The sequence below is a fragment of the Pseudothioclava alba genome, from assembly GCF_033100795.1.
Classification (GTDB): domain Bacteria; phylum Pseudomonadota; class Alphaproteobacteria; order Rhodobacterales; family Rhodobacteraceae; genus Pseudothioclava.
In genome coordinates this window covers 318915-344170 of the sequence record NZ_JAWLVI010000001.1, presented here as the reverse complement: position 1 = coordinate 344170, position 25256 = coordinate 318915, and the positions used below count along the sequence as shown (strand labels likewise).

General features: G+C 62.3%; 20 protein-coding genes. 6 read left to right on the top strand and 14 right to left on the bottom strand.

Going from position 1 to position 25256, the window contains the following annotated elements:
* Positions 1 to 89: 89 nt before the first annotated feature.
* Positions 90 to 452 carry a rhodanese-like domain-containing protein gene (locus tag RYZ20_RS01675; protein WP_317670139.1) on the top strand — a complete coding sequence of 121 codons (363 nt, stop codon included), beginning with the start codon at positions 90 to 92 and terminating at the stop codon, positions 450 to 452.
* A 66-nt stretch (positions 453 to 518) separates the two neighbouring features.
* On the opposite strand, the gene lpdA is transcribed toward RYZ20_RS01675, so the two are convergent.
* The 5 genes from lpdA to RYZ20_RS01650 all read right to left on the bottom strand — a co-directional run bounded on the left by lpdA (position 519) and on the right by RYZ20_RS01650 (position 8291).
* Positions 519 to 1913, bottom strand: a complete 1395-nt coding sequence (gene lpdA, locus RYZ20_RS01670; RefSeq protein WP_317670138.1) for a dihydrolipoyl dehydrogenase — start codon at positions 1911 to 1913, stop codon at positions 519 to 521.
* A 62-nt stretch (positions 1914 to 1975) separates the two neighbouring features.
* A complete protein-coding gene (locus tag RYZ20_RS01665) occupies positions 1976 to 2533 on the bottom strand; it encodes a DUF924 family protein (protein ID WP_317670137.1) in 558 nt (185 codons plus the stop codon).
* 59 nt (positions 2534 to 2592) lie between these two features.
* Positions 2593 to 3858, bottom strand: a complete 1266-nt coding sequence (locus RYZ20_RS01660; protein WP_317670136.1) for an MFS transporter — start codon at positions 3856 to 3858, stop codon at positions 2593 to 2595.
* Between the two features lie 60 nt (positions 3859 to 3918).
* Positions 3919 to 4977, bottom strand: coding sequence for a tRNA preQ1(34) S-adenosylmethionine ribosyltransferase-isomerase QueA (gene queA / locus RYZ20_RS01655; protein WP_317670135.1), 1059 nt, complete (start codon positions 4975 to 4977; stop codon positions 3919 to 3921).
* On the bottom strand, positions 4974 to 8291 hold the full coding sequence (locus RYZ20_RS01650; protein ID WP_317670134.1) for an AsmA-like C-terminal region-containing protein: 3318 nt from the start codon (positions 8289 to 8291) through the stop codon (positions 4974 to 4976). The genes queA and RYZ20_RS01650 overlap by 4 nt, the downstream gene beginning before the upstream one ends.
* 95 nt (positions 8292 to 8386) lie before the next feature.
* Between RYZ20_RS01650 and RYZ20_RS01645 the strand changes: the two genes are divergently transcribed.
* From RYZ20_RS01645 to RYZ20_RS01635, 3 genes are all read left to right on the top strand, one after another.
* A complete protein-coding gene (locus RYZ20_RS01645; RefSeq protein ID WP_317670133.1) occupies positions 8387 to 8863 on the top strand; it encodes a peroxiredoxin in 477 nt (158 codons plus the stop codon).
* A gap of 188 nt (positions 8864 to 9051) precedes the next feature.
* Complete coding sequence (locus RYZ20_RS01640) at positions 9052 to 10362, top strand: DUF5930 domain-containing protein (RefSeq protein WP_317670132.1); 1311 nt, start codon at positions 9052 to 9054, stop codon at positions 10360 to 10362.
* A complete protein-coding gene (locus RYZ20_RS01635) occupies positions 10352 to 10855 on the top strand; it encodes a bactofilin family protein (RefSeq protein WP_317670131.1) in 504 nt (167 codons plus the stop codon). Before RYZ20_RS01640 ends, RYZ20_RS01635 begins: the two co-directional genes overlap by 11 nt.
* Before the next feature lie 60 nt (positions 10856 to 10915).
* On the opposite strand, the gene RYZ20_RS01630 is transcribed toward RYZ20_RS01635, so the two are convergent.
* The 6 genes from RYZ20_RS01630 to RYZ20_RS01605 form a co-directional block, all read right to left on the bottom strand.
* Positions 10916 to 11698 (bottom strand): DUF2189 domain-containing protein, encoded by a 783-nt coding sequence (locus tag RYZ20_RS01630; RefSeq protein ID WP_317670130.1) that lies wholly within the window; start codon positions 11696 to 11698, stop codon positions 10916 to 10918.
* Positions 11699 to 11903: 205 nt separating this feature from the next.
* Complete coding sequence (locus RYZ20_RS01625; protein ID WP_317670129.1) at positions 11904 to 12443, bottom strand: P-loop NTPase family protein; 540 nt, start codon at positions 12441 to 12443, stop codon at positions 11904 to 11906.
* A 5-nt stretch (positions 12444 to 12448) separates the two neighbouring features.
* The gene (prfB, locus tag RYZ20_RS01620) at positions 12449 to 13576 is read right to left on the bottom strand and encodes a peptide chain release factor 2 (protein ID WP_317670128.1); all 1128 of its coding nucleotides are present in this window, start codon (positions 13574 to 13576) and stop codon (positions 12449 to 12451) included.
* 74 nt (positions 13577 to 13650) lie between these two features.
* Complete coding sequence (locus RYZ20_RS01615; RefSeq protein WP_317670127.1) at positions 13651 to 16209, bottom strand: penicillin-binding protein 1A; 2559 nt, start codon at positions 16207 to 16209, stop codon at positions 13651 to 13653.
* Positions 16210 to 16314: 105 nt separating this feature from the next.
* Positions 16315 to 17541, bottom strand: coding sequence for an N-acetylmuramoyl-L-alanine amidase (locus tag RYZ20_RS01610; protein WP_317670126.1), 1227 nt, complete (start codon positions 17539 to 17541; stop codon positions 16315 to 16317).
* A gap of 54 nt (positions 17542 to 17595) precedes the next feature.
* Entirely contained in the window at positions 17596 to 18738 is a 1143-nt protein-coding gene (locus tag RYZ20_RS01605) for a pyridoxal phosphate-dependent aminotransferase (protein WP_317670125.1), read from the bottom strand.
* A 170-nt stretch (positions 18739 to 18908) separates the two neighbouring features.
* On the opposite strand from RYZ20_RS01605, the gene RYZ20_RS01600 reads away from it, so the two are divergent.
* Positions 18909 to 19655: a DsbA family protein gene (locus RYZ20_RS01600; protein ID WP_317670124.1), complete on the top strand. Its 747-nt coding sequence runs from the start codon at positions 18909 to 18911 to the stop codon at positions 19653 to 19655.
* An 88-nt stretch (positions 19656 to 19743) separates the two neighbouring features.
* On the opposite strand, the gene ispG is transcribed toward RYZ20_RS01600, so the two are convergent.
* The 3 genes from ispG to hemA form a co-directional block, all read right to left on the bottom strand.
* Positions 19744 to 20859: a flavodoxin-dependent (E)-4-hydroxy-3-methylbut-2-enyl-diphosphate synthase gene (ispG, locus tag RYZ20_RS01595; RefSeq protein ID WP_317670123.1), complete on the bottom strand. Its 1116-nt coding sequence runs from the start codon at positions 20857 to 20859 to the stop codon at positions 19744 to 19746.
* Between the two features lie 84 nt (positions 20860 to 20943).
* On the bottom strand, positions 20944 to 22128 hold the full coding sequence (locus RYZ20_RS01590; protein WP_317670122.1) for a helix-turn-helix domain-containing protein: 1185 nt from the start codon (positions 22126 to 22128) through the stop codon (positions 20944 to 20946).
* Between the two features lie 112 nt (positions 22129 to 22240).
* The gene (gene hemA / locus RYZ20_RS01585) at positions 22241 to 23470 is read right to left on the bottom strand and encodes a 5-aminolevulinate synthase (RefSeq protein WP_317670121.1); all 1230 of its coding nucleotides are present in this window, start codon (positions 23468 to 23470) and stop codon (positions 22241 to 22243) included.
* A gap of 197 nt (positions 23471 to 23667) precedes the next feature.
* Between hemA and RYZ20_RS01580 the strand changes: the two genes are divergently transcribed.
* A complete protein-coding gene (locus RYZ20_RS01580) occupies positions 23668 to 25044 on the top strand; it encodes a M20/M25/M40 family metallo-hydrolase (RefSeq protein ID WP_317670120.1) in 1377 nt (458 codons plus the stop codon).
* Positions 25045 to 25256 lie beyond the last annotated feature (212 nt).

The following is a 25256-nucleotide window of genomic DNA, read 5'->3' as shown; positions in this document are numbered from 1 at the left end:
GAATAAATGCGGGCGCAACTTCTTGAATTCGAATTGCGCCTCCCCAGATCAAGGGTGCTTTTCCACGCTGTCAGGCAAAGGACACGGATATGTTCAACTTTCTCCGCCCGAGCGGTGCCTCGGTTCAGCGCATCAACCCGAAGGACGCGGTTGAGCGCCATGCCAAGGGCGAGCTGCTGGTGATCGACGTGCGCGACGCGATGGAACTGCGTCAGGGCAAAGCGGCGGGCGCTCTGCATGTGCCGCTGATGGCGCTGAAAATGAAATGCGATCCCTCCAGCCCCGAGTGCCTGCCCGAACTGTCGGTTGACAAGCCGATTGCGCTTTACTGTGCATCCGGCGCGCGCAGCCAGGGCGCGGGGCAGATGCTGATGCAGATGGGCTACAAAGAGGTCTACAATTTGGGCGGGCTGATGCACTGGTATCAGGCGGGCGGCGCGATTGAGCGCTAAGCGAACCCATAAATGAAATCGGGGGCCATACGGCCCCCTTTTTATTTTCTGTCAGTGCCTTACCGATCAAATGTGAAGTGCGCGGCCATAGGCGTTCAGCACCGATTCATGCATCATTTCCGACAGAGTCGGGTGCGGGAAGACGGTGTTCATCAGCTCTTCTTCGGTGGTTTCCAGCGTCCGACCGATCACATAGCCCTGGATCATCTCGGTCACTTCGGCGCCCACCATATGCGCGCCAAGCAGTTCGCCCGTTTTCGCGTCGAACACGGTTTTCACCATGCCTTCGGCCTCACCCAAGGCAATCGCCTTGCCGTTGCCGATGAAGGGGAATCGGCCGACCTTGACCTCGTAACCCGCCTCTTTCGCCTTGGCTTCGGTCATGCCGACCGAGGCCACCTGCGGATGGCAATAGGTGCAGCCTGCAATCGAGCCGGGCTTGATCGGGTGCGCGTGCTTGCCCGCGATCACCTCGGCCACCATCACGCCTTCATGGCTGGCTTTGTGGGCAAGCCACGGTGCGCCCGCGATGTCGCCAATCGCATACAGCCCCTCGACGCCGGTGCGGCAGAATTCATCCACAACGACATGGGTGCGGTCGATCTTGACGCCAAGCGCCTCAAGCCCCAGCCCTTCGACGTTACCGACAATGCCGACCGCCGAAATAACCGTGTCGAATTCCATCGTCTCGGTCTTGCCGTCTTTTTCCAGATGCGCGACGACCTTGCCTTTTGAGCGGTCCAGCTTGGTCACGGTGGTCTTTTCGCGGATCTTCATGCCCTGCTTTTCGAACTGCTTTTTCGCAAAGCCCGAAATCTCGGCGTCCTCGACGGGCAGCACGCGGTCCATCACCTCGACGACCGTCGTGTCGGCGCCAAGCGTGTTGTAGAAGCTGGCGAATTCAATGCCGATAGCGCCCGAGCCGATGACCAAAAGCTTCTTCGGCATCCGAACGGGTTGCAGCGCGTGCTTATAGGTCCAGACCAGATCGCCGTCAGCCTCCAGCCCCGGCAGGGTGCGCGCGCGCGCGCCGGTTGCCAGAACGATGGCTTTTGCGGTCAGCTCTTCGACGCCCTTGTCGGTCTTGACCGAAACCTTGTCTTTGGCGGGCAGCGTCGCCTCGCCCATAAACACGGTCACTTTGTTCTTTTTCATCAGATGGCCGATGCCGCCCGAAAGCTGTTTCGCTACCCCGCGCGAGCGTTGCACGACCGCGTCCAGATCATAGCCGATCTTGTCCGCCGAGAGGCCGAATTCCTTGGCGCGGTGCATCAGGTGGAACACCTCGGCCGAGCGCAGAAGCGCCTTCGTCGGGATGCAGCCCCAGTTGAGGCAGATGCCCCCCAGATGCTCGCGTTCGACGATCGCGACCTTCAGGCCAAGCTGCGCGCCACGGATTGCAGCAACATAGCCGCCGGGACCGGCACCGATCACAATCATGTCGAAGCTTTGGGCAGCCATTCTACTTCCTCCGTTTGAAAACTAGTTTGCCATTAAACTATTTTTCTGCGTGCATCAATGCCTCAGTTATTTCTAACCGCGAAAGCATATCCACCCTGTGCCAGAAATGCCTCTTCCGCAGCGGTAGACACCCGTCCAAGGTCTTGATTCCGCCACGGAAACCGCCCGAACTCGGCAATCACCCAACGATGTGCGCGAGCATGGCGTTCGTTTTCGCCGGGCATGAATTTGGCGAAAAGCCCGATCCCGCGGTCCTGCATCTCGAGGTCTTCTGAATGCATGAATGGCAGATAAAAGAACTGGCGCATCGGGCCGTTGACGGACTGGTCGAACCCGCGCCCGATCGCATCGACCGCGCCCGCAAGCGCCAGCGCATCCGAGGCAAAGCTCTCGCCCGAGCCGCGAAACATATTCCTTGGAAACTGGTCGAAGACGATAATCCGAGCAAGCGCCCCTTCTGCCGATCCGGCCCAACCGGGCAAACCGCTCGCGCATCCGCCACGCCAAAGCCCGCCGAAGCGGGTTCTGATAAGCACGTCCAGCTCGGGGTCGACACGATACCAGCCCTGCGGCCCGACCTCGTCCAGCCAGAAACTCAATACCGGGGAGATTCTGTCCATCTGTCCCCTCCTGACCCAGTCAATATCTTAACCATAGGTCCGGAGCGGTCCGATTTCAATCAATCCGCTGAAGTGTCGGCCTGCGCCTCTTCCATCTCTTCATAGGCAACCTCAAGCGCTGCCTCCACGGCGACCGGCGTCGCGGTGGGCGAAAGCACGGCGAACCCGCCCATATCCTCGACCGCCATCGCCGGGCGGCGCGACATACGCCAGACCGCATAGCCCGCCAGCCCGATGCACAGAACCGCAAGATACAGGAAATAGCCGTTCGGCCCGATCCAAGCCATCAACCAGCCGGTCACAATCGGGCCGGTAATCGCGCCGACCCCGTTGATGAACATCAACCCCGCCGAGGCCGCAGGCATATCCGACAGGTCGAGGAAGTCATTGGTATAGGCCAGCAGCAGTGAATAAAGCGGGTTCGCAACGCCGCCAATAATCGCTCCGCCGATCAGCAGCACGACAAAGGGCGGATCGGTCAGGAACACCCCCATCATCGCAACCCCGCCGATGATCGAAAGAGCCAGAATCAGCTTGCGCCGGTCCATCCGGTCCGAGAGCCAGCCGATCGGGTATTGCGCGAACAGGCCGCCAACATAGATCGCGGCGACGAAAGACGAAATCTCGCGCACGGTATGACCTGCGTTCGTGCCCCAGACCGAGGCCATCGCGAACAGCGCCGAAAACACGCCGCCCATCACGAAAATGCCGACGCAGCCAAGCGGCGAGACATTGAAGAGGCGGGTAAAGCTCATCCGCTCGATCGCGTCGAAGCGCGGCGCAGGGGTCGCGGCCAGCAAGATCGGCGTAAAGGCGATGGACACCAGAACCGAGGGGATCACGAACAGCATATAGCCCGCCGGATCGGCCGTGTTCAGCAACATCTGCGCCCCCACGATCCCGACCATCTGCACGATCATATAGGCCGAGAGCGCCTGCCCGCGCGTCTTATTCGTGGACGACGCATTCAGCCAGCTTTCGGCGGTGATATAAACACCCGAGAAACAGAACCCGATCAGCACCCGCATCGCCGTCCACGCCACCCAGTTGGGCGCGGTCGCATAAAGGATCAGCACGGCGGAAATCAGCGAGCCAAGCGCCGCAAAGACCCGCACATGCCCGACATTGCGGATCAGCCCCGGCACCATCCGCGAGCCGAACAGGAAGCCCGCGAAATAGGCGGACATGACCACCGACATCTGGAAGGTCGGAATCCCTTCGATCTGGCCGCGAATACCCAGAAGCGTCCCCTGCATGCCGTTGCCGACCATCAGCAGAAGGATACCAAGCAGAAGCGCCCAGGATTGTTTCAGAACATCAATCATCGAAATACCTTTGCAGCGACAAGACAGCCCGTCTAGCCCTTGCTGCGACAGAGTTCAGAGTTATTTGCGACTATCGGGGATCAGAAGCGACGCATCGCCATAGGAAAAGAAGCGATAGCCGTTCCGCACTGCGTGGTCATAGATCTGCCGGATGACCTCTTGCCCCATCAAGGCCGAGACCAGCATCAGAAGCGTCGATTTCGGCAGGTGGAAATTCGTCATCAGCGCGTCAGCGACGTTAAAACGGAAACCGGGATAGATGAAAATATCGGTGGTGCCAAGGAAGGGCGCGATCTGCCCGCCTTTCGCCGCGCTTTCGATCAGGCGCAGTGCGGTGGTGCCGACCGGAATGATCCGCCCGCCCGCGGCTTTGGTCGCAGCGATCTCGGCCGCGGCCTCGGCCGAGACCTCGCCCCATTCGGCGTGCATCTTGTGGGTGGTGACATCCACGACCTTGACCGGCAGAAAGGTGCCCGCGCCCACATGGAGCGTGACCTCGGTAAACTCGACGCCTTTTTGTCGCAACTTTTCAAGAAGTTCCGGCGTGAAGTGAAGGCTGGCTGTAGGGGCCGCAACCGCGCCCGAATGGCGCGCAAACACCGTTTGGTAGTCGGACTTGTCCGCCTCGTCCGGTGCGCGCTGCGCCGCGATATAGGGCGGCAGCGGCATCGCTCCTGCCTCGGCCAGCGCGGCGTCGAAATCATCGCCCGTCAGGTTGAAACCGATCCGCATCTGCCCGCCCGCAACCGCGCGCACCTGCGCCGACAGCCGGTCGGAAAAGTGGATTTCCTCGCCCTCTTTCACCTTGCGCAGAGGTTTCGCCAAGGCCGCCCATTCGCCACCCGGCGCAGGCTCCAGAAGCGTCACCTCTACCTTTGCGACCACCTCGCCCTGCGCGGACTGGCGCGTGCGGGTGCCGCTTAGCCGCGCGGGGATCACCTTGGTGTTGTTCAGCACCAGCCGGTCGCCCGGACGGAACAGATCGACCAGATCGTAAACGTGCAGGTCCGTGATCCGCCCGCCCTCGGCCAGCAAAAGCCGTGCGTGATCACGCGGGCGCGCAGGCCGCGTCGCGATCAGCCCCTCGGGCAGATCGAAGTCGAAATCCTCAAGCTTCATTGTGCCTCCAGCACCGGCGGATCGCGCCGGAAGATGTCGCGGAACATCCCCGGCGTCAGGATCGAGAACGGGTTGACCGAAACCACCGGCGCTTCGTTTGTGCCGGTCAATGAGTAGTTGAACCCGAACAAACCTTCGCCCTTGCGTGCGAAAATTTGCCCGATCCCGTTTACAAGGTAGAACGGGGAAACCACGCCCTGCATGTCGACCTTTCCGCTATCGGGATAGTAATTCCCTGTCAGCGTCACCCCCATCGAGGCGCCGACAGCCTCGCCCCTTGTGACGCTCACCCCTTGCGGGGTCAAGCGGAAGCGGCCGTCGACATCCGAGAACAGAATACCCTCGCCGTTCAATTGCTGCAAAAGCCCGATCACCGAGGCAGCAGACAGAAGCGAGGCCAGCACCGGCGCGTTACTAACCCGCATATTCTTGATCGCAACCGATCCGTCATAGGTCGCGGTTGCCTCGGGGATCAGCGTCATATCCATCGTGCCACCGCGCGCGCGCTCGAATACCCCCGAGGCCGCCAACACCTTGCCCGCATCATCGGACAGAACCCGCACCGCCGTGCGCCCGTTCTTGGCGGGTGCCAAAGTTCCGGTCAGCGCAGCCGTCCCGTTCAAATGCCCCGAGAAGTTGCCATTCAGCCCGCCGCGCGTGCTCAGATCGCCGCGCACTTTGGTCAGCGCGAGGGAATCGGATACCTGCACCCGATCAAGCGCCACCGAAATCCGGCTGCCCCCCGACCGTCCGCCTCCTGATCCGGTGTCGGGATAGCGGCGCAGATCGAAGACGCCGCCCGTCACCGCAACATCGGGATCTGCCGCGCCGTGCCCGATCAGATCGGCGCTGCCGTTAAACCAGTTCGAGATAACCAGCTTGCCAAAGCGCGCGCGCTCCAGCCCGCCATCTTTGTGCAGGCTGACCGAGCCTTCGGCCGTCAACCCCGGCGCCTCGAGCGTCATCGCCTCGACCGACGCCGGTTCGCCCAGATGCCCCGCCATCGAGAGCGATGCCTCTCGCGCCTCGCCAAGCGACCAACCGATCTGCGGCACGCGCAACCCGATCCCCGCAAGATTGCTGTTCAGGCGGTAAGCAGTCTCCTTGCCCTCGATCAGATCCAGCTCCAGATCGGCCCAACCGGCCCCCGAAAATGCGCCCTTCGGCAAGCGAATATCAAACGTGTCCAGCGCCGCCTGATCGAGCCGGATCTGCCCGTTGACGTAGGATTTTCCCTTTTCTTCCTTGGCGAAGGATTGTTGCCAGCGTGCCTTGAACGGCACCTCGGAAAGCGTGCCCTCGCCTGACAGCGCAAGCCCGTTCCGGTCCGCCGCCAGCATCAGTTCGGGCGCAGCCAGAACCCGCCCCGGCACCACACTCTCCGAGGTCACGTCGGTCAGCCGCGCATCGACCTTGAACCCGACCTCCCCGGCCTCGATCTTCGGTTTCAGATCGAACCGCAACTCGGTATGGGCATCGGCCCAGCCTTGCGCGAGGTTAGTCGGGCGGTTGGCCTTGCTCAGAAACTCGAAGGGCGGCTGATCGAGCAGCGACAACGCAGCGGGGATCGGCGAGCGGGTGCGCAACCGGACCACCGCAGGCGCGGGCTTGATGCGCACATCAGGCACGACCAGAACCGTATCGGCCACCTCGACCATGCCGCCAGACGGCGCAATCACATGGCCCTCTTCCACCATCAGCCCGTGGCGCGCCCCCACGATCGAGGCAAATCCCCGCCCCTGCCGCACGTTCGGCAAAGTGTTGAGGATGCGCACCTCGGCGCCTCGAAATTCATAATTCAGCGCCAGACGCGGTTCCTGCCCCGGCAAGAGGCGCAGCGCCGAGGTCACATTATGCAAAGCCCCCGTCGCGACGTTTTCGGCCACCCAGTCGCGCGTGTCGGGCACCAGACCCGTCGGCCAAAGCCGCAACAGGTGCTCTGATCCGATCTCGTTGATCGCGGCGTCCATCCGCACATTCCAGCCCTCAGGCGCAACACGCGCCTGCCCCCTGGCGCTTAGCCGCGTGGCCTCGGCCTGAAGCTGCAACTGCCCGACATCAAGCGTGAACGGATCAAGCCGGAGCCGCACATCCGCCGCCCCCGAGGTAAACACCGCAGGCTCCTGAAACAGCCCTTCGGGGTCAAGCTGCAACTCCTTGATCTGGACCTGCGCCAGAAGCGACTTGGGCAGCCCCCGTTCGAGATCACGCAAAAGCGCCTGCCCGTTCGCCTGCAAGCGCATGGCGCGGCTGTCGAAACTCAGCTCCGAGAAGGAGACCCTCCCCTCGGCGGGCAGGTATTCCAGATAGACCTTGCCCCCGTTCATCGCGACAGAGCCCCTGTCGGGCGCAGGCCGCACCACGCCGCGCCCGATTTCCAGAACCGCGTTCAGCGTGCCGAACTCGCCCTTCGTATCCAGCCCCGAGCGCAGCGCCCCCGAAATCGGCGCATCAATCACCTGAAGCGCGGCCAGCGCGGGCGATTGCACCGCAAGATCGCCCGAACGCACATTGCTGACGCGCGCGGAGAAGCTCGCCGCGAGGCTGTTCTTCTGCGTGCTAGCGCTCAGGTCCACCCGCGCAGGTGTATCCCCCTCGCCGCCGATCCCGAACCCCAGCGACAGCGAGATCGCCTCCGGGCTTTGCGTCAACCACAGCAGACCATCGCGCACGGTCCAGACCTTGTCGATCCGCTGATCGACAAGGCGGATCTGCACATCCTCGGCCAGCACCTGCTCGAGCGCGGCAAAACCGGCGGTGCGCAGAACGTCTTCGACCGCCTCCAAGGCAGCGCTCGGGCTTTCAGGGGCGACGGTGCGCGCGTCCCCCAGACCAATATCAAGATCAAGCCGCCCGTCCGGCAGACGCTGGAGAGCCAGCTCGCCACCGCGGATACGGAACGAGCGCGCCTGCAGCTTGCCGCGCAAAAGGGGTTGCGCCCAAAGCGTCGCACGCAGCTCGGGCAGACGCGCGATCGGGGTGCCATCGGGGCGCGTGAACAGCACCTCATGAAAGCGGACGCGGGGTTTGATCCCCTCATCGACGATCACATCTGCCCCACCCGTCATCGCAATGCGCAGCTTGCCTTCCAGCGCCTCGTTCGCGCGATCCTCGACCCGCGAGACCAGCCCTTCGGGCAAGGCCAGCGCCCGATGCGTGACCGCGAGACCAAGAAACACTATGAAAACAACGACCAGAGGCAGACTGAGGAGCATCCACAACCCAAGGTGCCGCCCCGCCGGACGCGGGCGGGCAACGGGCGCCTTGGCCTCGGACCCGTCCTCTTGCGGGCTGCGCTCGGTTTCGTCGGACATCCTACCCCGGCCTTGGCGAAGTTTTCCCTTCGCCCCTTTATTCGCCAATATGGTGAATTACTTATAGGGTCCAGGCAAGAGAGAAGGAGCCAGAAATGATCGCAATCGGCGAAACCGCGCCCGAGTTCACCCTGCCCGCCACCGGCCCCGCCGCGACGCAGGGTGTGCTGACCCTGTCGTCGCTGCGCCCCGCAAAGGTGGTTTTGTATTTCTACCCCAAGGACGACACACCCGGCTGCACGACCGAAGCGCTGGATTTTACCCGTCTGGCCGCCGAATTCGCCGCCACCGGAACCCATGTCATCGGAATTTCCAAAGATACGCTGGCCCGCCATGACAAGTTCTGCACCAAGCACGGGCTGGGGATCACGCTCGTCTCGGATGCCGATGCCGACACCTGCGAGCGCTACGGCACATGGGGCGAGAAGCAGAATTACGGGCGCACCTACATGGGGATCGAGCGCACGACGGTGCTGATCGACAGCACCGGAGCGGTTGCCCGCCTCTGGCCGAAGGTGAAGGTCAAGGGCCACGCCGACGAGGTCTTGCAGGCCGCGCGCGATCTGGCCTAAGCGCCAGATCGGCAAATACCCGCCCATTTCCCAACGAGATCATGCCCTTGCCTTGACCAGGCAGGGGCATTTTCGGTTGCGTCCCTGCGCGCGCGGTTGCTAAAGCCTTTCTACCAGTTCTGGGACCGCCGCAGCTTGCCTGCGGATCAACCGGCCCACACGGACGACCCGAAGACAGGAAGAACCGTTTGCCTAGACGCGTTATCAACCGCCTGAACCTGAGCCTCGAACGCTGGCTCCCCGAGCAGCGTCTGTTCATGAAGTCTGACGACGCGACGCGGTTCATCCGCCTGCAGCCGCTGACACAAGCGGGGCTATTGGCCACGGGCGGGATCGTGTTCACCTGGTCGATGATCGCTACCGCGCTGCTGTTTATCTCGGGGCTTTCTGCCGGCAGCCAGAACGAGGCGATCGTCGCAACCGCCGCCTTCGAGGCGCGCCTTGATGCGCTGTCAAAAGAGCGCGACCAGCGCACGACCGAGGCGCTCGAGGCACAGGCGCGCTTCAAGACCGCGCTGGAACAGGTCTCGCAGATGCAGTCGCAGCTTCTGAACTCGGAAGAGCGCCGCCGCGAGCTGGAAACCGGTATCGACGTGATCCAGACCACCCTGCGCCGCACCATGGGCGAGCGCGACAGCGCGCGCGCCGAAGCCGCACGGCTTGCATCGGGCGGGCAGCAATCCTCTGGCCCGACACTTGCCGCACGCGCCGACGAGATGGAGCAGACCCTTGCCCTTCTGTCGAGCACCCTTGGCAATACCGCGAAAGAGCGCGACAGCGCCGCCAAAGACGCGGATACGGCACGACTTGAGGCCGAAGAAATCGCGCTGGAAAAACGCCTCCTCGAAGAGCGCAACGACGAGATTTTCTCGACGCTTGAGGGCGCGGTGAAAGTGTCGATGGAGCCGCTGGACAAGATGTTCCGCAACGCCGGTATGAGCCCCGACGACATCATTTCCCAAATTCGCCGCGGTTATGCCGGAACCGGCGGTCCGCTTTCGCGCGTCTCCCTGTCGTCGAAAGGCGCAGAGCTCGATACCGAACGCGCGGCAGGCATTCTCGACCGGCTCGACGAAATGAACATGTACCGCATCGCGGTCGACAAGCTGCCTTTTGCCCTGCCGGTCAAGGCAGGAACCTTTCGCTTTACCTCGCCCTTCGGGCATCGCTGGGGACGGCTGCACGCGGGCGCCGATATGGCTGGCCCTGTCGGCACGCCGATCTATGCGCCCGCCGATGGCGTCGTCATCAAGGCGGGGCGTGAATCGGGCTATGGCAATGTCATCAAGATCCAGCACCAATACGGGATCAAGACGGTTTACGGCCACCTTTCTCGATTCCGCGTGAAGGCGGGTCAAAAAGTCTCGCGCGGGGAAAGGATCGGTGATATGGGGAACACCGGCCGCTCGACCGGACCTCATCTTCACTATGAGATCCGCATGGGCGATACCCCGATAAACCCGATGAAGTTCATCAAGGCTGGAAAAGATGTTTTCTAAGAGCAAAATCCACGAACCCGGCCCGAAAGCCGCTCAGGACTCCAAAGACACCTCGACCGACGCGAAGGCTCCTCTGGTGCCGCGCCCCGGATCGGATTTCGCAAGCACTTCGCGTTCCAAGGCTCCGGCCTCTGTCCTGTCCGCCGATCTGACGGTCACAGGCAACATCAAGACCACGGGCGATGTGCAGATCGAAGGCACGCTCGAGGGCGACATTCGCGCGCATCTGCTGACGGTAGGTGAGACCGCGACCATCAAGGGCGAGATCATCGCCGATGACGTGGTGGTCAACGGCCGTGTGATCGGTCGCGTGCGCGGTCTCAAGGTCCGCCTCACCTCGACCGCTCGTGTCGAAGGCGACATCGTGCACAAGACCATCGCGATTGAATCGGGCGCCCATTTCGAGGGCTCGGTGCAGCGTCAGGAAGACCCGCTTGGCGGCGCCGGTGCTCCGCGCATCCCCGCCCCCGCACCTGCCGCCGACAACGCCTGAGTTGACGGATACTGAATAAAAGGCGGTCCCTCGGGGCCGCCTTTTTCGTTGCGCAACAGGTTATTCCGTCAGCGCGCGATACATATGCCAGCTCGCATGTCCCAGCAGCGGCAACACCACGAACAGCCCCAGAAACAGCGGCACCATCCCCAAAAACAACAGCCCCGCAATCGTCGCTGCCCAGATCAGCATCGAGGCCGGATTGGCCAGAACCGCCTGCACCGAGGTAATAATCGCCGAGATGAAATCGACCTCGCGGTCCAGCAAAAGCGGCAGGCCAACGACGGTAAAGCTGAACAGAACCACCGCGAACAGCCCCCCGATCGCCGAGCCAACCGCCAGCATCACAAACCCGTTCGGCATCAGCAACGTCTCAAACGAGTTCGAGATATTGGTCAGCGCCTGCGTCCCCATGAACAGCGCAAAAGTCGTATGCGCGACAAAGACCCAGAACATGAACATCAGCAAGATCACCATTGCCATCGAGGGCAACTGCCGGTCTTTTTGCGCCATGCAGCAGGCGATGACCTCGCGCCACATCAGGGGTTCCCCCGCCTCAAGCCTGCGCGACACCTCGTAAAGACCGATCGCGGCAAAGGGCGCAAGCAGCGGAAACCCGAGGATAAAGGGGAACAACCACCATTCCTCGCCCCGCGACGAAAACACCGCCCAAAGCACAATCCCGCCAAAGACATAGAAGCCCGAAAAGAAAATCCCGAAGGCTGGCGCGCGCATGAAATCACGCAAGCCCGCCCGCAAGACCTCGGGGACCGAACCAATCTTCATATCCTTGATTCTAGGCAGCTCGGACGGCTCGGCCGACCGATTGACTGCTTCGCCCATGATACCCTCCCAAGCATCACCTGTATAAGCGCAGACCTGCGTTGGGGCCGCTCTCCCGAAGGGGCGCCCTCCCAAGGCGTTGCCCTTCACGATCCCTGCGCAGTCTCTGCTGTGCCAGAATGCGCGGGGGGCGCGGGCCTTGCAAGAAAATCTCTAGCCGCGCAGCAGCAATGCGCGCGCAGCATCAACTGCGCCAGATAAGAGGTTAAAATTGCTCCAGAACTTCGTCCAACAAAGACACCATCGGCAGGGCGGTATTCAGGCGCAGCACCGGCGCCTCCTGGCCCGCCAGCCAGCTTTGGTGCCGCTGCCACGAGCGCCCCGAGAAATAAGGATCGTCATAAGAGGCCGCCCATTTCAGAAACTTTTGATGGATCTGCACCATGTCCCCACCCGGCTTGATCCGGTCGCCAAAGCGTGCAGCCTCGCGCCTGCGCAGCCGTGCGAGGCGCAGCCCCGCAGGCATCGAAAGAAACACAATCAGATCGAGATCGCCAAGGATCGTATCGCCCCAGCCATCGGCAGAGCCGGACAGAACCCAGCCTTCGGGATGGCTGGCCTGCGCCGTTGCGATCATCGCAACGCGCTCGGCAGGCGGGTGTTTGTCGGTGAAGGGCGGCTCGGACGGACGCCAGTAGAAATCATCAATATCAAGATGTGCAAGGCCGCGTGCCTCGGCCAGAGCACGACCAAGGGTCGAGCACCCCGATCCTGCGGCGCCGGTGATATAGACCCGCGCCGCCATTGCTATTAGTCCTGCCCCTGCGCGTCGGCGCGGGATTTTCCATCAACCCCCATCGCCAAGGTCGCCGCCATCAGCCCGTCAAGATCGCCGTCCAGAACCCCTTGGGTGTCCGAGGTTTCAAACCCCGTGCGCAGGTCTTTCACCATCTGGTAGGGCTGCAGAACATAGGAGCGGATCTGGTTGCCCCAACCCGCCTCGCCCTTGTTTTCATGGGCTTCGTTGATCGCCGCGTTGCGCCGCTCCAGCTCCATCTGGTAAAGGCGCGATTTCAGCGCATTCATCGCGATTTCGCGGTTCTGGTGCTGCGACTTCATCGACGAGGTCACGACGATATTCGTCGGCAAGTGGGTAATCCGCACCGCCGAGTCAGTGGTGTTGACGTGCTGACCACCCGCACCCGAAGACCGATAGGTGTCGATGCGGATGTCGGAAGGGTTGATCTCGATCTCGATATTGTCGTCCACAACCGGATAGACCCAGACCGAGCTGAACGAGGTATGCCGACGCGCCGCCGAATCGTAAGGCGAGATACGCACAAGGCGGTGCACACCCGATTCCGACTTCAGCCAGCCATAGGCATTGGGGCCAGTGATCTTGTAGGTCGCGGATTTGATACCCGCTTCTTCGCCCGCGGTCTCGGCCTCAAGCTCGACCGAGTAGCCCTTCTTCTCGGCCCAACGCACATACATACGCGCGAGGATCGAGGCCCAGTCACAGCTTTCCGTGCCACCCGCGCCCGAGTGAATTTCGAGATAGGTATCGTTGCCGTCCGCCTCGCCATCCAGAAGCGCCTCAAGCTCTTTGGCCGCCGCGTCCTCGCGCAGCGCCTTGAGCGAGGTTTCGGCCTCTTTCACGATCTCGGGGTCTTCCTCCATCTCGCCCAGTTCGATCAGCTCGACATTGTCGGTCAGATCGCGCGAGATGCGCTGGTAGGTCTCGTATTTATCCATCAAGGTCTGACGCTCACGCATCAGCTTTTGCGCCCGCGCCTGATCGTCCCACAGCGTCGGGTCCTCGATCATCGCGTTGAATTCCTCGATCCGGTGAGGCGCGGTCTCAAGGTCCATCCGCTGCCCCAGAAGGGTCAGGGATTTCTTGATCTGCTCAACGATGTTTTGCATCTCGGCGCGCATGGGACTTCCTTAAAATAGTGCTGGCCCGCGTGATACGAGAAAGCGCCCCGTCCCGCAAGCCACGAGACAGGTGCTTAATAAAGCCCGCCCGAGGTGAGCGTGCCGAAATCGGCCTTCTTCGGGATCACCTTCACCTGCCCCGTCGAGGTGGTGATCTGCTGACCCGGATCGTCGGTTTCGCCTTGCGCAAACAGCGGCAGGTTCGACCCCATCGCAAAACCACCGTCGATCACGATGCCGATGCCGGCCATTTCCTGATCGTCGCGCAGATATTCGACGACGACGTGATCGCCCTCGGCATCCTCGGGCAGATGCTCGCCGCTAAAGCGGTTGATCTTGACCCAGTGGCCACCCGGCGGCACGCGGAAGCTGGAGCCACCGAATTTCTTGACCGCTTCCTTCATGAAGGCGTTGAACACCGGCACGCATAGCGTCCCGCCATAAGCGCCCGCTCCCAGCCCGCGCGGGTTATCAAAGCCCATGTAGCAGCCCGCCACGATGTTCGAGGTATAGCCGATGAACCAGACGTCTTTCGCGTCGTTCGTGGTGCCGGTCTTGCCCGCCACCGGCACCGGCAGGTTCACCCCCTTGCCCGAGCCACGCTTGACCACGCCTTCCATCATCGAGGTGAGCTGGTAAGCGGTGATCGCATCCATCACACGCTCGCGGTTCGAGGCGATGCGCGGCCCCTGCCCGTCCGGCAGCTTCGGCTCGGCGCAGGTTTCGCAACTGCGCTGGTCGTGGCGGTAGATCGTGCGTCCATAGCGGTCCTGCACGCGGTCAACCAGCGTAGGCTCGACCCGCTCGCCGCCATTGGCGAACATCGCATAGGCAGCGACCATCTTGAACATGGTGGTTTCCTGCGCACCAAGCGCGTTGGCCAGAAACGGCTTCATCGGGTTGTAGACGCCAAAGCGCTCCGCATAGCCCGCGACGGTCTCCATGCCGATTTCCTGCGCGATACGGATCGTCATCAGGTTCCGCGATTGCTCGATCCCGGTGCGCACAGGCGTCGGGCCGTAAAACTTGTTCGAGGCGTTCTTGGGTCGCCACAGCCCCTGCGGCGTGTCGATCTCGATCGGCGCGTCCACGACAATCGTCGCGGGGCTGAACCCCGAATCCATCGCCGCCGCATAGACAAACGGCTTGAACGACGAACCGGGCTGGCGCATCGCCTGCGTCGCGCGGTTATAGACCGTCGCCTGATACGAGAATCCGCCCTGCATCGCGATCACGCGGCCGGTGTTCACGTCCATCGCCATAAAGGCGCCTTCGACCTCGGGGATTTGGCGCAGCGTCCAGCGCACGAACGAGCCGTCCGCATCCGAAGTCATCGCGCGCACCAGCACCACGTCACCGACCTCAAGCAGGTCAGCCGCGACCCTGGCCTTCGGCCCAAGCTTGCCGCTATCCAGAAGTTTACGCGCCCATTGCACGTCTTTCGCGGGCACCCAATGACCGTTGCCCTCTTCGGCGATACCCTCAATCCCGATACGCGCATCCTGCTCGCCCAGTTTCAGGACAACCGCCGGACGCCAGCCGGGAATATCGCGCGGCGCCTTGTCATCGGGCAGTTCGGCCAGCGCGGCGCGCCAGTCGGCCTCGGACCCAAGGCGATCCGCGTCGATTTTCACGCCGGTTCCGCGCCAGACACCGCGCCCGCGGTCATAGCTTTCCAGCGCCTCGCGCAGCGCGTCACCCGCCTGCGCCTGCATCGCGGGATCAACGGTCGCGCGGATCGTCAGGCCGCCGCCGAAAAATTCATCCTCGCCAAAGGTGCGCGACAATTGGCGACGGATTTCATCGGTGAAATAGTCGCGCGGCGGAAGCTGCTCGCGGAAGGGTGCATAATCGCCGTTTTGCACGGTGCGGAGCGGCTTCTCCTGCTCGGCCTTCATCGTGGCCTCGTCGATGCGCTCATCCTCGAACATCCGGCGCAGCACATAGTTGCGGCGCAGGCGCGCGGTCTCGTAGTCGCGCACCGGATGAAGGGCGGCGGGCTTTTTCGGCAGCGCGGCCAGATAGGCCGCCTCGCCGTATTCAAGCTCGGACAGGGTTTTGTTGAAATAGGTCTGCGCGGCGGCGGCCACCCCATACGAGTTCTGCCCGAGGTAAATCTCGTTCAGGTAAAGCTCCAGAATACGGTCTTTCGGCAGAGCCTCTTCAACGCGGGCGGCCAGGATCAGTTCCTTGATCTTGCGCTCGACCGAACGATCCGAGGACAGCAGAAAGTTCTTCATCACCTGCTGCGTGATCGTCGAGGCGCCGCGCACATTGCTGCCGCGCGAAAGCACCGCATCCTTCAGCGCACCAATCATGCCGCGCGCGTCATAGCCCTTGTGGAAATAGAAGTTCTGGTCCTCTGCCGAAACAAAAGCCCCCTTCACCACATCGGGAATCTCGTCGATCGGCACGAACAGGCGCCGTTCCGAGGCGAATTCGTCGATCAGGCGCCCCTCGCCATTATAGATGCGCGAGATCGTCTTGGGGGTGTATTGCGACAGCTGTTCATGGCTCGGCAGGTTGCGCGAATACATCCAGAAAATCGCGCCCACCACCACGGCCCCAAAGAACGCCGCAGTGACCAGCCACGAAAACAGGCCGCCGATTGAAGACAGAAGGAACCGAACCACTATAAACCCCCGAGCACGGGGCAGCGCGCCCCATTTGAGGGCTGCTATAACGCGCGCGCGCGGGCGGGTCAAAACAACTCCGCCTCACTTTGGCGAGAACCTGCCCTATTGGCGCAACAAACGCGCCTCGGCGGCATCCGCCTGCGCCCAGGTTTCGATCCCGCGCAGGATTGCCGCCGCCATCCGCGCGCGCCACTCCGCATCCAGAAGCCGCGCGCGATCCGCAGCCGAGGACATAAAGCCCAGTTCCAGCAGCGCCGAAGGGAAATCCGGCGATTTCAGCACCGAGAAATCCGCCGCCTGAATCGCATGGCGGTGCATTTTGATGCCGTCGGTTTTCATCGCGCCCGCAAGGGTTTGCGCCAGACGCAGGCTGCGCGGACGGGTCTCAGCGCGGGCTAGCTCCATCAGGATCGTCGCGACCTCGTCGTCATGCCCCGACAGATCGACCCCTGCCAGCAAATCCGCCCGATCATGCCGCTCGGCCAGCTTTTGCGACGCCGCATCGCTGGCCTCTTGATCGAGCAGATAGATCGTCGCACCCGTCACATTGGTTTCAGGCACCGTATCGGCATGGAGCGACAAAAACAGATCCGCCCCCGAGGCACGCGCGACCGTGATCCGCGTCTCCAGCGGCACAAAGACGTTTTCCTCGCGCGTCATCAGCACACGGATGCCCGCACGGCGGAGCGTATCGCGCAGCTCGCGGGCGAAGCCCAGAACCAGAACCGCCTCTTGGCGCCCTTCTACCTCGGCCCCCGGATCAATACCGCCGTGGCCCGGATCAAGCACCACCAGGAGCGGCCCTTCGCCTGTCTGGCGGGTCTTCGGCGGCTCGACCGCCGCCGGTTGCGGCAAATCCCAAAGCGCCGACTCCGGCACACCAGAATGCGCCTTGAATTCTTTATTATCAACTGGCTGCAAGGCAATATTAATCTGCGCAGCCCCGTCCATCCCTTCGGTCAACTCGACGGTTTCAACGATCATCGCTGGCCCCGAAAGCTCTGCCACAAGCCGCGACCAGCCGGGCCGAAACGCCCCCCACCGCAAATCCTGCACCAGACCTTCGCCCAGCAAATCCTGCGGTGCCGCGCGCGAGAAATCCACCTCGCGGAAGTCCATTACCAGGCGCGGCGGCTGATCCAGAAGGAAAGCGCGGTAAGGCACGGGCTGCGTGAGGCTCAGGCTCAGTTCCGTCTGCCCGCCCGTTTCCGCGATATGACTTTGCCCCGCGTCCAGATAGGCCAGCGCCGACAGATCCTGCGCCTGCGCAGCCCCCAGCCACAACCCGACCGCCGCCCCGATTGCGTGCAAAACTCCGATGCGCCTCATGCCCTGCCCTTTGCTTTTCCACGCAGTATAGCGCCCCTCGGGCGGAGACGAAAGTCAGCCCCGTGCCGCCATAAAGGCTTGCAGCCGCTTCAACCCTTCTTCGATCCGCGCGGTCGATTGCGCGTAAGAGAAACGTAAGGTCTGCGCGCCGCGATGCGGATCGAAATCCAGCCCCGGTGTCACCGCCACCCCCGCCTGATCCAGAATATCCCGCGCGAATGTCAGACTGTCGTCGGTAAGATCAGAGATATCGGCATAGACATAAAACGCCCCGTCCGGCGGCGCGATTTTGGTGAAACCGGCCTTCGGCAGCCCCTCCAGCATCAACTGGCGGTTCTTGGCATAGACCGCGCGGTTGGCCTCTAGCTCGTCAATGGCATCAAGCGCCCCAAGGGCCGCCACCTGCGAGGCATGTGGCGGGCAGATGAACATATTCTGCGCCAGACGCTCGACCGTGCGGATATGCGCCTCAGGCACCACCATCCAGCCGATCCGCCAGCCCGTCATCGAGAAGTATTTCGAGAACGAGTTGATGACATAGGCCTGATCCGAGACCTCAAGCGCGGACACCGCGCGCCCCTCGTAATGCAGCCCGTGATAAATCTCGTCCGAGATTACCGCAATATCGCGCGCCTCCGCCTCGGCCATCAGCGCGGCCAGCTCGGGTCTACCCAGCATCGTGCCGGACGGATTACCGGGAGACGCCAGAATAAGCCCCTGAATACCCTCAGGAATTTCAGACGGCACCGGCTGATAGCGGTTCTCGGGGCGGGTCGGGATGCCGACCGGCTCCACCGACATCGCGCGCAGGATCTGGCGGTAGCTTGGATAGCCCGGCTCGCCAAGCGCCACCTTGTCGCCCGCGTCGAACAGCGCCGAAAACGCCAGCAGAAACGCCCCCGACGAGCCCGCCGTCACCACAACCCGCGCGGGGTCCAGATCGACGCCGTAGCAGCGCTTGTAATGGGCCGCGATGCCTGCCCGCAACTCGGGCAGACCAAGCGCAACTGTATAGCCAAGCGCCTCTCCATCCAGCCGCTCGGCCAATACCGCACGCGCGGCTTTAGGCGCGGGGGTTGCTGGCTGGCCTACCTCCATATGCACGATGTCACGGCCTGCCGCCTCGGCGGCGCGGGCGGCCTCCATCACATCCATCACAATAAAGGGATCGACCTGACCACGGCTTGAGAAACGCATGTTTTGCCTCCATTCTGCGCGGGCTTTTATACGCGGATAGGATGTGTCGCGCCGCGCGGCAACCCCTGACGCACCGTCGCAGCCCCTGGCTTTCGCTTGCATCGCCTGACCGGACGCGCCATCAAAGCACCAAGCCAAAGTCCCTCGGGGCGCCAGATACAGGAACAATTATGACCCGCAAGATTTTTGCCGCACTCGCCCTTTCCTCCGCGCTGGCCCTGCCCGCCTCGGCATTCGACATTTCGGACATGACCGAGGGCGAAAAAGCCGCCTTCGGTGAGGCCGTGCGCGACTATCTGATGGAAAACCCCGAGGTTTTGATCGAGTCGATCAACGTGCTCGAACAGCGCCAGCAAGCGCAGGAAGCCCAAGACGATGTGACGCTGGTCGAGACAAACGCGAAGGACATCTTCGAGGATGGCTATTCGTGGGTCGGCGGCAATCCCGAGGGCGATGTGACGATGGTCGAGTTTCTCGATTACCGCTGCGGCTATTGCAAGAAAGCCTATGAGGCGGTCGAGAAACTTCTGAAGGAAGACGGAAATATCCGCTTTATCATCAAAGAGTTCCCGATTCTGGGCGATCAGTCCGATCTGGCTGCGCGCTTTGCTGTTGCGGTTCAGCAGATCGCGGGCGATGGCGCCTACGTGGACGTCCACAACACGCTGATGACCTTCCGTGGCGACATCACGATGGACAGCCTCAAGCGTCTGGCCGAAACCAAATCACTGGACGCCGACGCTATCATCAAGCGGATGAACGAAGAGCCCGTCACTGCGGTTCTGCGCCAGAACCACCAGCTTGCCGCGCGCCTCAAGGTCTCGGGGACGCCCGCCTTTGTGATCGGCACGGAAATGATGCGCGGCTACGCGCCCTACGAGACGATGGCCTCGATCGTCGACAGCCAGCGCGACTGATCGGGTGCAGACAGCGGGGGCGTAGTCCCCCGACGAAAACGGGGGGCTCGATGCCCCCCGTTTTCGTATCCCCTTGATGGCGGATCGGTTATTCTGCGGCCTCTGCCTCAAGCTCCGAGGCACGCTTTTCAACCAGCTCGACAATATGGTCGATCATCTGCTCGTTGCTCATCTTGTGGCTCTGCTTGCCCGCGAGATAGATCATCCCCGAGCCAGCCCCGCCGCCGGTAAAGCCAATATCCGTCATCAGCGCCTCGCCCGGCCCGTTCACCACGCAGCCAATGATCGACAGGCTCATCGGGGTTTTGATGTGTTCCAGCCGCTTCTCCAACGCTTCGACCGTTTTGATCACGTCAAACCCCTGACGCGCGCAGGACGGACACGAGATGATCTGAACACCCCGCGTGCGCAGCCCCAGAGATTTCAGGATCTCGAAGCCCATTTTCACTTCTTCCACCGGATCGGCCGACAGCGACACGCGCAGCGTGTCACCGATCCCCGCCCAAAGCAGGTTGCCCATCCCGATGGCCGATTTCACCGTCCCTGCCATCAGCCCGCCAGCCTCGGTAATGCCAAGGTGGATCGGCGCGTCCGTGGCATCGGCCAGCGCCTGATAGGCGGCGGATGCCAGAAACACGTCCGACGCTTTCACCGAGATTTTGAACTCGTGAAAATCATTGTCCTGCAACAGCTTGATATGGTCGAGACCGGATTCCACCATCGCATCGGGGCACGGCTCGCCATATTTCTCCAGCAGGTGCTTTTCAAGCGAGCCCGCGTTCACGCCGATACGGATCGAACAGCCATGATCGCGCGCGGCGCGGACGACCTCTTTCACGCGCGCAGCGTCCCCGATATTGCCCGGATTGATCCGCAGGCAGGCGGCGCCCGCCTCGGCAGCCTCGATCGCGCGTTTGTAATGGAAATGAATATCCGCCACGATCGGCACAGGGCTTTCGCGGCAAATCTCGCGCAGCGCCCGCGTCGAAGCCTCGTCCGGGGTCGATACCCGCACGATGTCCGCCCCGACTTCTGCCGCGCGCAAAATCTGATCCAGCGTCGCACGCACGTCCGAAGTGTCGGTATTCGTCATCGTCTGCACCGAGATCGGCGCATCCCCCCCGACCGGCACATTGCCCACCATGATCTGACGGGACTTGCGACGATAGATATTACGCCAGGGACGAATAGGATTGTGCGACATGGGACAGACTCCTTCGGAACTCGGCCGGACCCTAGGCCAGCCACCCCGGAAGAGCAACGGCTGTTCTACCTGACATTGCAAGGGTTATTGCCCCGCCATCGCCCCCTTGATCGAGCGCGACGCGTCGGCCACGGCGATCATCGTGGCCAGATCCTGATCCTTCGCGATGTCGGCAACCGCATAGGTCTGGGCCAGCGACTCGGGCGAAAGCTCGATATTCTTTGTGACCTGGCCGCGCGAACCGACAGGCCCATGCGCCACGCCATTCACCGCGAAATAGATCGCGCCCGACTCGCCGGTGCGCATGACCGGGGCGTTTTCCAGCTTGGGCAAAGCGAACCGCTCGCCCGCATCAAGAACCTTTTCAAGGATTACCGAGCCATCCGCCGACACGACGCTCACCCACGAGGGCCGCACAGCCAGAATCTCGACCGCAGGCGCATCCTCAGCCAGCGTGCGCACGGGCTGCATCGCGGCAAGAGTGGTCCCAGCCGTCGTATCGTCCGAGGCCATCGTATCCGCAGCCGCCAGAAGCCCCGTGTTAGTCGGGTCGATCGCGGAAATCGGGCCGTCGCGCGACACAAACTTGGGCACATCAAGCGCTTGCGGACGATACAGGCGATCCGTGGTCTCGATCTGCGGGCGGATGTCCAGCGCCTGTGCGTCTGCCACCTCGATCGGCGTCACCGATTGCAACGGGTCCAGCTCGGCAACGATGCCGGGCGCCTGATCGACAGGGGCAAGCTGCACGCGCTGCACTTCTTGCAGGACCGACCAGCCGCCATACCCAATCCCCCCCGCCAGCGCGAGCAGCACCAGCAGCGAGCCAACGGCACGCGGCTCGATCCTGGTCCAGATCGCCTCGGTGCGCGGCACGAAAGAGGCGTTCGGGTTTGCCAAAGGCTCGGCCATAACGGGCTTCGGCGCCTTGGGCCCCGAAGCCGCAGCAGCCATACCGTGCGTGGGGGTAAAATCGGCCTCGATGCAGAACCGCTCGAACGCCCAGTCAGGCTCCATCCCCAGATAGCGGGCGTAAGAACGCACATATCCGGCGACAAAAGACGGGGTTTCAAAGGCCGAAACATCCGCCGCCTCGATCGCGGCGATATGCGAGGCTTTGATGCGGAGTTCACGCTGGACATCAAGCAGCGATTTGGCAAGCGTTGCCCGCTCGCCACGCATCAGATCGCCTAAGCGAAGCTCGAAATCATCGAACCCTTTGGGTTTGAACGCCTCCTTCGCAGGAGGCTGGTTCTTCCGCCCGATCATGCTGCCCGTTCCTGCCCCGTTCGCGAACAAATGTCGATTCGCGAACTGAATACGCTCATCATTACAAAAGAGTTACCACAGGACCGAGAGCTTTGCACTCGCGGAAAAGTGCTTAAGCGCTCTCTTCGGCACGATTCAGCGCACAGCGCGACCAGAGGCTGTCGAGCGACTTCACCAGATGGTCGATCTGGTCCGAGGTATGCACCGGCGAGGGTGTGAACCGCAGCCGTTCAGTGCCGCGCGGAACGGTGGGGAAGTTGATCGGCTGAACATAGACCCCGAAGTCCGACAAGAGCATATCCGACAGCACTTTGGTATGGATCGGGTCGCCGATGATAACCGGCACAATATGGGTGTCGTGGTCAATGATCGGCAGGCCAAGCCCGCGCAGGCGGGTCTTCAGGATTTTTGCGTGAAGCTGCTGCGCGTCACGCAGCTTTTGCCCCTCTTCCGTCTTCAGGAAGGCAATCGAGGCCGCAGCACCGGCCGCAATCGCAGGCGGCAGAGAGGTGGTGAAGATAAAGCCCGGCGCATAGGAGCGGATCGCATCGACCAGCTTGGCCGAGGCTGCGACATAGCCGCCGAACACACCAAAGGCCTTACCCAGCGTGCCGTTGATCATATCGACGCGATGCGCGATCCCGTCGCGTTCAGAGATACCGCCGCCGCGCTTGCCATACATGCCGACCGCGTGGACCTCGTCGAGATAGGTCAGCGCGCCGAATTCATCTGCCAGATCGCAGAAGCCTTCGATCGGACCGACATCGCCATCCATCGAATAGATCGACTCAAAGGCGATCAGCTTGGGTGCCTGCGGATCATCGGCTGCCAGAAGCTCGCGCAGATGGTCCAGATCGTTGTGGCGGAAGATGCGCTTCTGGCCAGCGCCACGGCGAATCCCCTCGATCATCGAAGCGTGGTTCAGCTCGTCCGAATAGATAATCAGGCCGGGGAACAGGATGCGCAGCGTCGAAAGCGTGGCGTCATTGGCAATATAGGCCGACGAGAACACCAGCGCGGTCTCCTTGCCGTGCAAATCCGCAATCTCGGCCTCAAGCCGCTTGTGATAGGCGGTCGTCCCCGAGATATTCCGCGTCCCGCCAGAGCCCGCGCCAACCGCGTCCAGCGCCTCGTGCATCGCGGCCAGAACCGCCGGATGCTGGCCCATGCCCAGATAGTCGTTCCCGCACCAGACCGCGATTTCCTGACGCTTGCCGTCGGGGCGGTTCCACATGGCATTCGGGAAATTGCCCTTCTCGCGCTCGATGTCGATGAAGGTCCGGTAACGGCCTTCGTCATGCAGCCGTTGCAGCGCCTGGTCGAGTGCGAGATCGTAGTTCATTGCCGGTTTCCTTGCCTGTTCGCTGGGACGAGCCGTAGCGGCCCTGCATACGCGCCACCTTGATAAAGGTCAAAAACTTCACAAGGGAAGCCAAAAATGCCGCGAAAAATCACCTTTTACCACGTTTGCGCGTGGTTCGGGCGCTGGACACTGCCGCGCGGAACGCTAGGCTCTGGCGCAAATTCAGGAGTATCCCCATGTCGCTTGAGCAAGTTCTCGCCCGCATTGACGCCGCCCTCCCCGAGGCAACCGACCGCCTGATGGAGCTTCTGCGCATCCCCTCCATCTCGACCGATCCGGCCTTTGACGCCGACACCGAGCAAGCGGCTGACTGGCTGGTGCGTGACCTGCAATCCCTTGGTTTCAAATCAGAAAAACGCCCGACACCGGGCCATCCGATGGTTGTGGCCCGCCATGAAGGCGCGGGGCCGCATATCCTGTTCTATGGCCATTATGACGTGCAGCCGGTCGATCCGTTGTCGCAATGGGCGCGCGATCCGTTCGACCCGGCGATCGAGGACACCGCCAAGGGCAAGGTGATCCGCGGGCGCGGGTCATCGGACGACAAGGGCCAGTTGATGACCTTCATCGAGGCCTGCCGCGCTTACAAAGACGTGAACGGCTCCCTGCCCGGCAATCTGACCATTTTCCTTGAGGGCGAGGAAGAATCAGGCTCGCCCTCGCTTGTGCCTTTCATGAAAGAGAATGCCGCCGAGCTGACCGCCGATCTGGCGCTGATCTGCGACACCTCGATGGTTTCGCTCGGTGTGCCCTCGATCGCGGGGCAGTTGCGCGGGATGCTGAAAGATGAATTCACCCTGCATGGGCCGCGCATCGACCTGCACTCGGGCCATTACGGCGGCCCTGCCCTGAACCCGCTGCGCGAGATCTCGCGGCTGATCGCCTCGCTCCACGATGATGCGGGTCGCGTGACGGTCGAGGGCTTCTATGACGGTGTGCCGGAGGTGACGCCCGCGCAAAAGGCTCAATGGGCGGATTGCGGCTTTGACGAGGCCGAGTATCTGGGCAGTGTCGGTATGAGCCGCGCGCATGGCGAGGCGGGCTATTCCACGCTGGAACAGCAATGGGCGCGCCCGACGATCGAGATCAACGGCCTGTGGGGCGGCTATCAGGGCGCGGGGTCGAAAACCGTGATCCCGGCCGAGGCGCATTGCAAGATCACCTGCCGTCTTGTCGGTGCGATGGACCCCGACGACGTGCGCCGGAAGCTGCGCGCCCATATCGAGGCCCGCCTGCCCACGGATGCCCGCATCACATGGGACAACAACCTCGAAGGCTCTCCGGCGGCGGTGATGAACACCGCGCGGCCCGAGTTCGAGGCCGCCCGTCAGGCGCTGTCAGATGAATGGAACCGCGAGGCCGTGATCGTCGGCATGGGTGGCTCGATCCCGATTGCGGGCTATTTCAAGGAAATCCTTGGAATGGACGCGATGTTGATCGGCTTCGCCAATGATGACGACGCGATCCATTCGCCCAACGAGAAATACGACCAGCAAAGCTTCCACAAAGGGATGCGGTCCTGGGCGCGTATTCTGGATCGTCTGGCGAGGTAAGTCCGGACCCTAAATCGGGTCGGAGCAGGCAAAACCTGCTCCGGTCAGAGCGGTGGCATCAACAACACTCGCGGATGGCCCTAATGGCGGGAGTGCGGGACATTGCTGCCGCTTGATACAGCAACCCAAACGTCTGCTTTTCCGCCAAGTCTAAACCATTCAGCTAAATAAAGTTGATCGGACCAGCCGCCGTATCCGAATACGATCATGAA

Excerpts from the sequence above, each read along its gene's own strand:
- RYZ20_RS01675 (WP_317670139.1), top strand. The coding sequence starts at position 90 with ATGTTCAACTTTCTCCGCCCGAGCGGTGCCTCGGTTCAGCGCATCAAC.
- lpdA (WP_317670138.1), bottom strand. The coding sequence starts at position 1,913 with ATGGCTGCCCAAAGCTTCGACATGATTGTGATCGGTGCCGGTCCCGGC.
- RYZ20_RS01665 (WP_317670137.1), bottom strand. The coding sequence starts at position 2,533 with ATGGACAGAATCTCCCCGGTATTGAGTTTCTGGCTGGACGAGGTCGGG.
- RYZ20_RS01660 (WP_317670136.1), bottom strand. The coding sequence starts at position 3,858 with ATGATTGATGTTCTGAAACAATCCTGGGCGCTTCTGCTTGGTATCCTT.
- queA (WP_317670135.1), bottom strand. The coding sequence starts at position 4,977 with ATGAAGCTTGAGGATTTCGACTTCGATCTGCCCGAGGGGCTGATCGCG.
- RYZ20_RS01650 (WP_317670134.1), bottom strand. The coding sequence starts at position 8,291 with ATGTCCGACGAAACCGAGCGCAGCCCGCAAGAGGACGGGTCCGAGGCC.
- RYZ20_RS01645 (WP_317670133.1), top strand. The coding sequence starts at position 8,387 with ATGATCGCAATCGGCGAAACCGCGCCCGAGTTCACCCTGCCCGCCACC.
- RYZ20_RS01635 (WP_317670131.1), top strand. The coding sequence starts at position 10,352 with ATGTTTTCTAAGAGCAAAATCCACGAACCCGGCCCGAAAGCCGCTCAG.
- RYZ20_RS01630 (WP_317670130.1), bottom strand. The coding sequence starts at position 11,698 with ATGGGCGAAGCAGTCAATCGGTCGGCCGAGCCGTCCGAGCTGCCTAGA.
- RYZ20_RS01625 (WP_317670129.1), bottom strand. The coding sequence starts at position 12,443 with ATGGCGGCGCGGGTCTATATCACCGGCGCCGCAGGATCGGGGTGCTCG.
- prfB (WP_317670128.1), bottom strand. The coding sequence starts at position 13,576 with ATGCGCGCCGAGATGCAAAACATCGTTGAGCAGATCAAGAAATCCCTG.
- RYZ20_RS01610 (WP_317670126.1), bottom strand. The coding sequence starts at position 17,541 with ATGAGGCGCATCGGAGTTTTGCACGCAATCGGGGCGGCGGTCGGGTTG.
- RYZ20_RS01605 (WP_317670125.1), bottom strand. The coding sequence starts at position 18,738 with ATGCGTTTCTCAAGCCGTGGTCAGGTCGATCCCTTTATTGTGATGGAT.
- RYZ20_RS01600 (WP_317670124.1), top strand. The coding sequence starts at position 18,909 with ATGACCCGCAAGATTTTTGCCGCACTCGCCCTTTCCTCCGCGCTGGCC.
- ispG (WP_317670123.1), bottom strand. The coding sequence starts at position 20,859 with ATGTCGCACAATCCTATTCGTCCCTGGCGTAATATCTATCGTCGCAAG.
- RYZ20_RS01590 (WP_317670122.1), bottom strand. The coding sequence starts at position 22,128 with ATGATCGGGCGGAAGAACCAGCCTCCTGCGAAGGAGGCGTTCAAACCC.
- hemA (WP_317670121.1), bottom strand. The coding sequence starts at position 23,470 with ATGAACTACGATCTCGCACTCGACCAGGCGCTGCAACGGCTGCATGAC.
- RYZ20_RS01580 (WP_317670120.1), top strand. The coding sequence starts at position 23,668 with ATGTCGCTTGAGCAAGTTCTCGCCCGCATTGACGCCGCCCTCCCCGAG.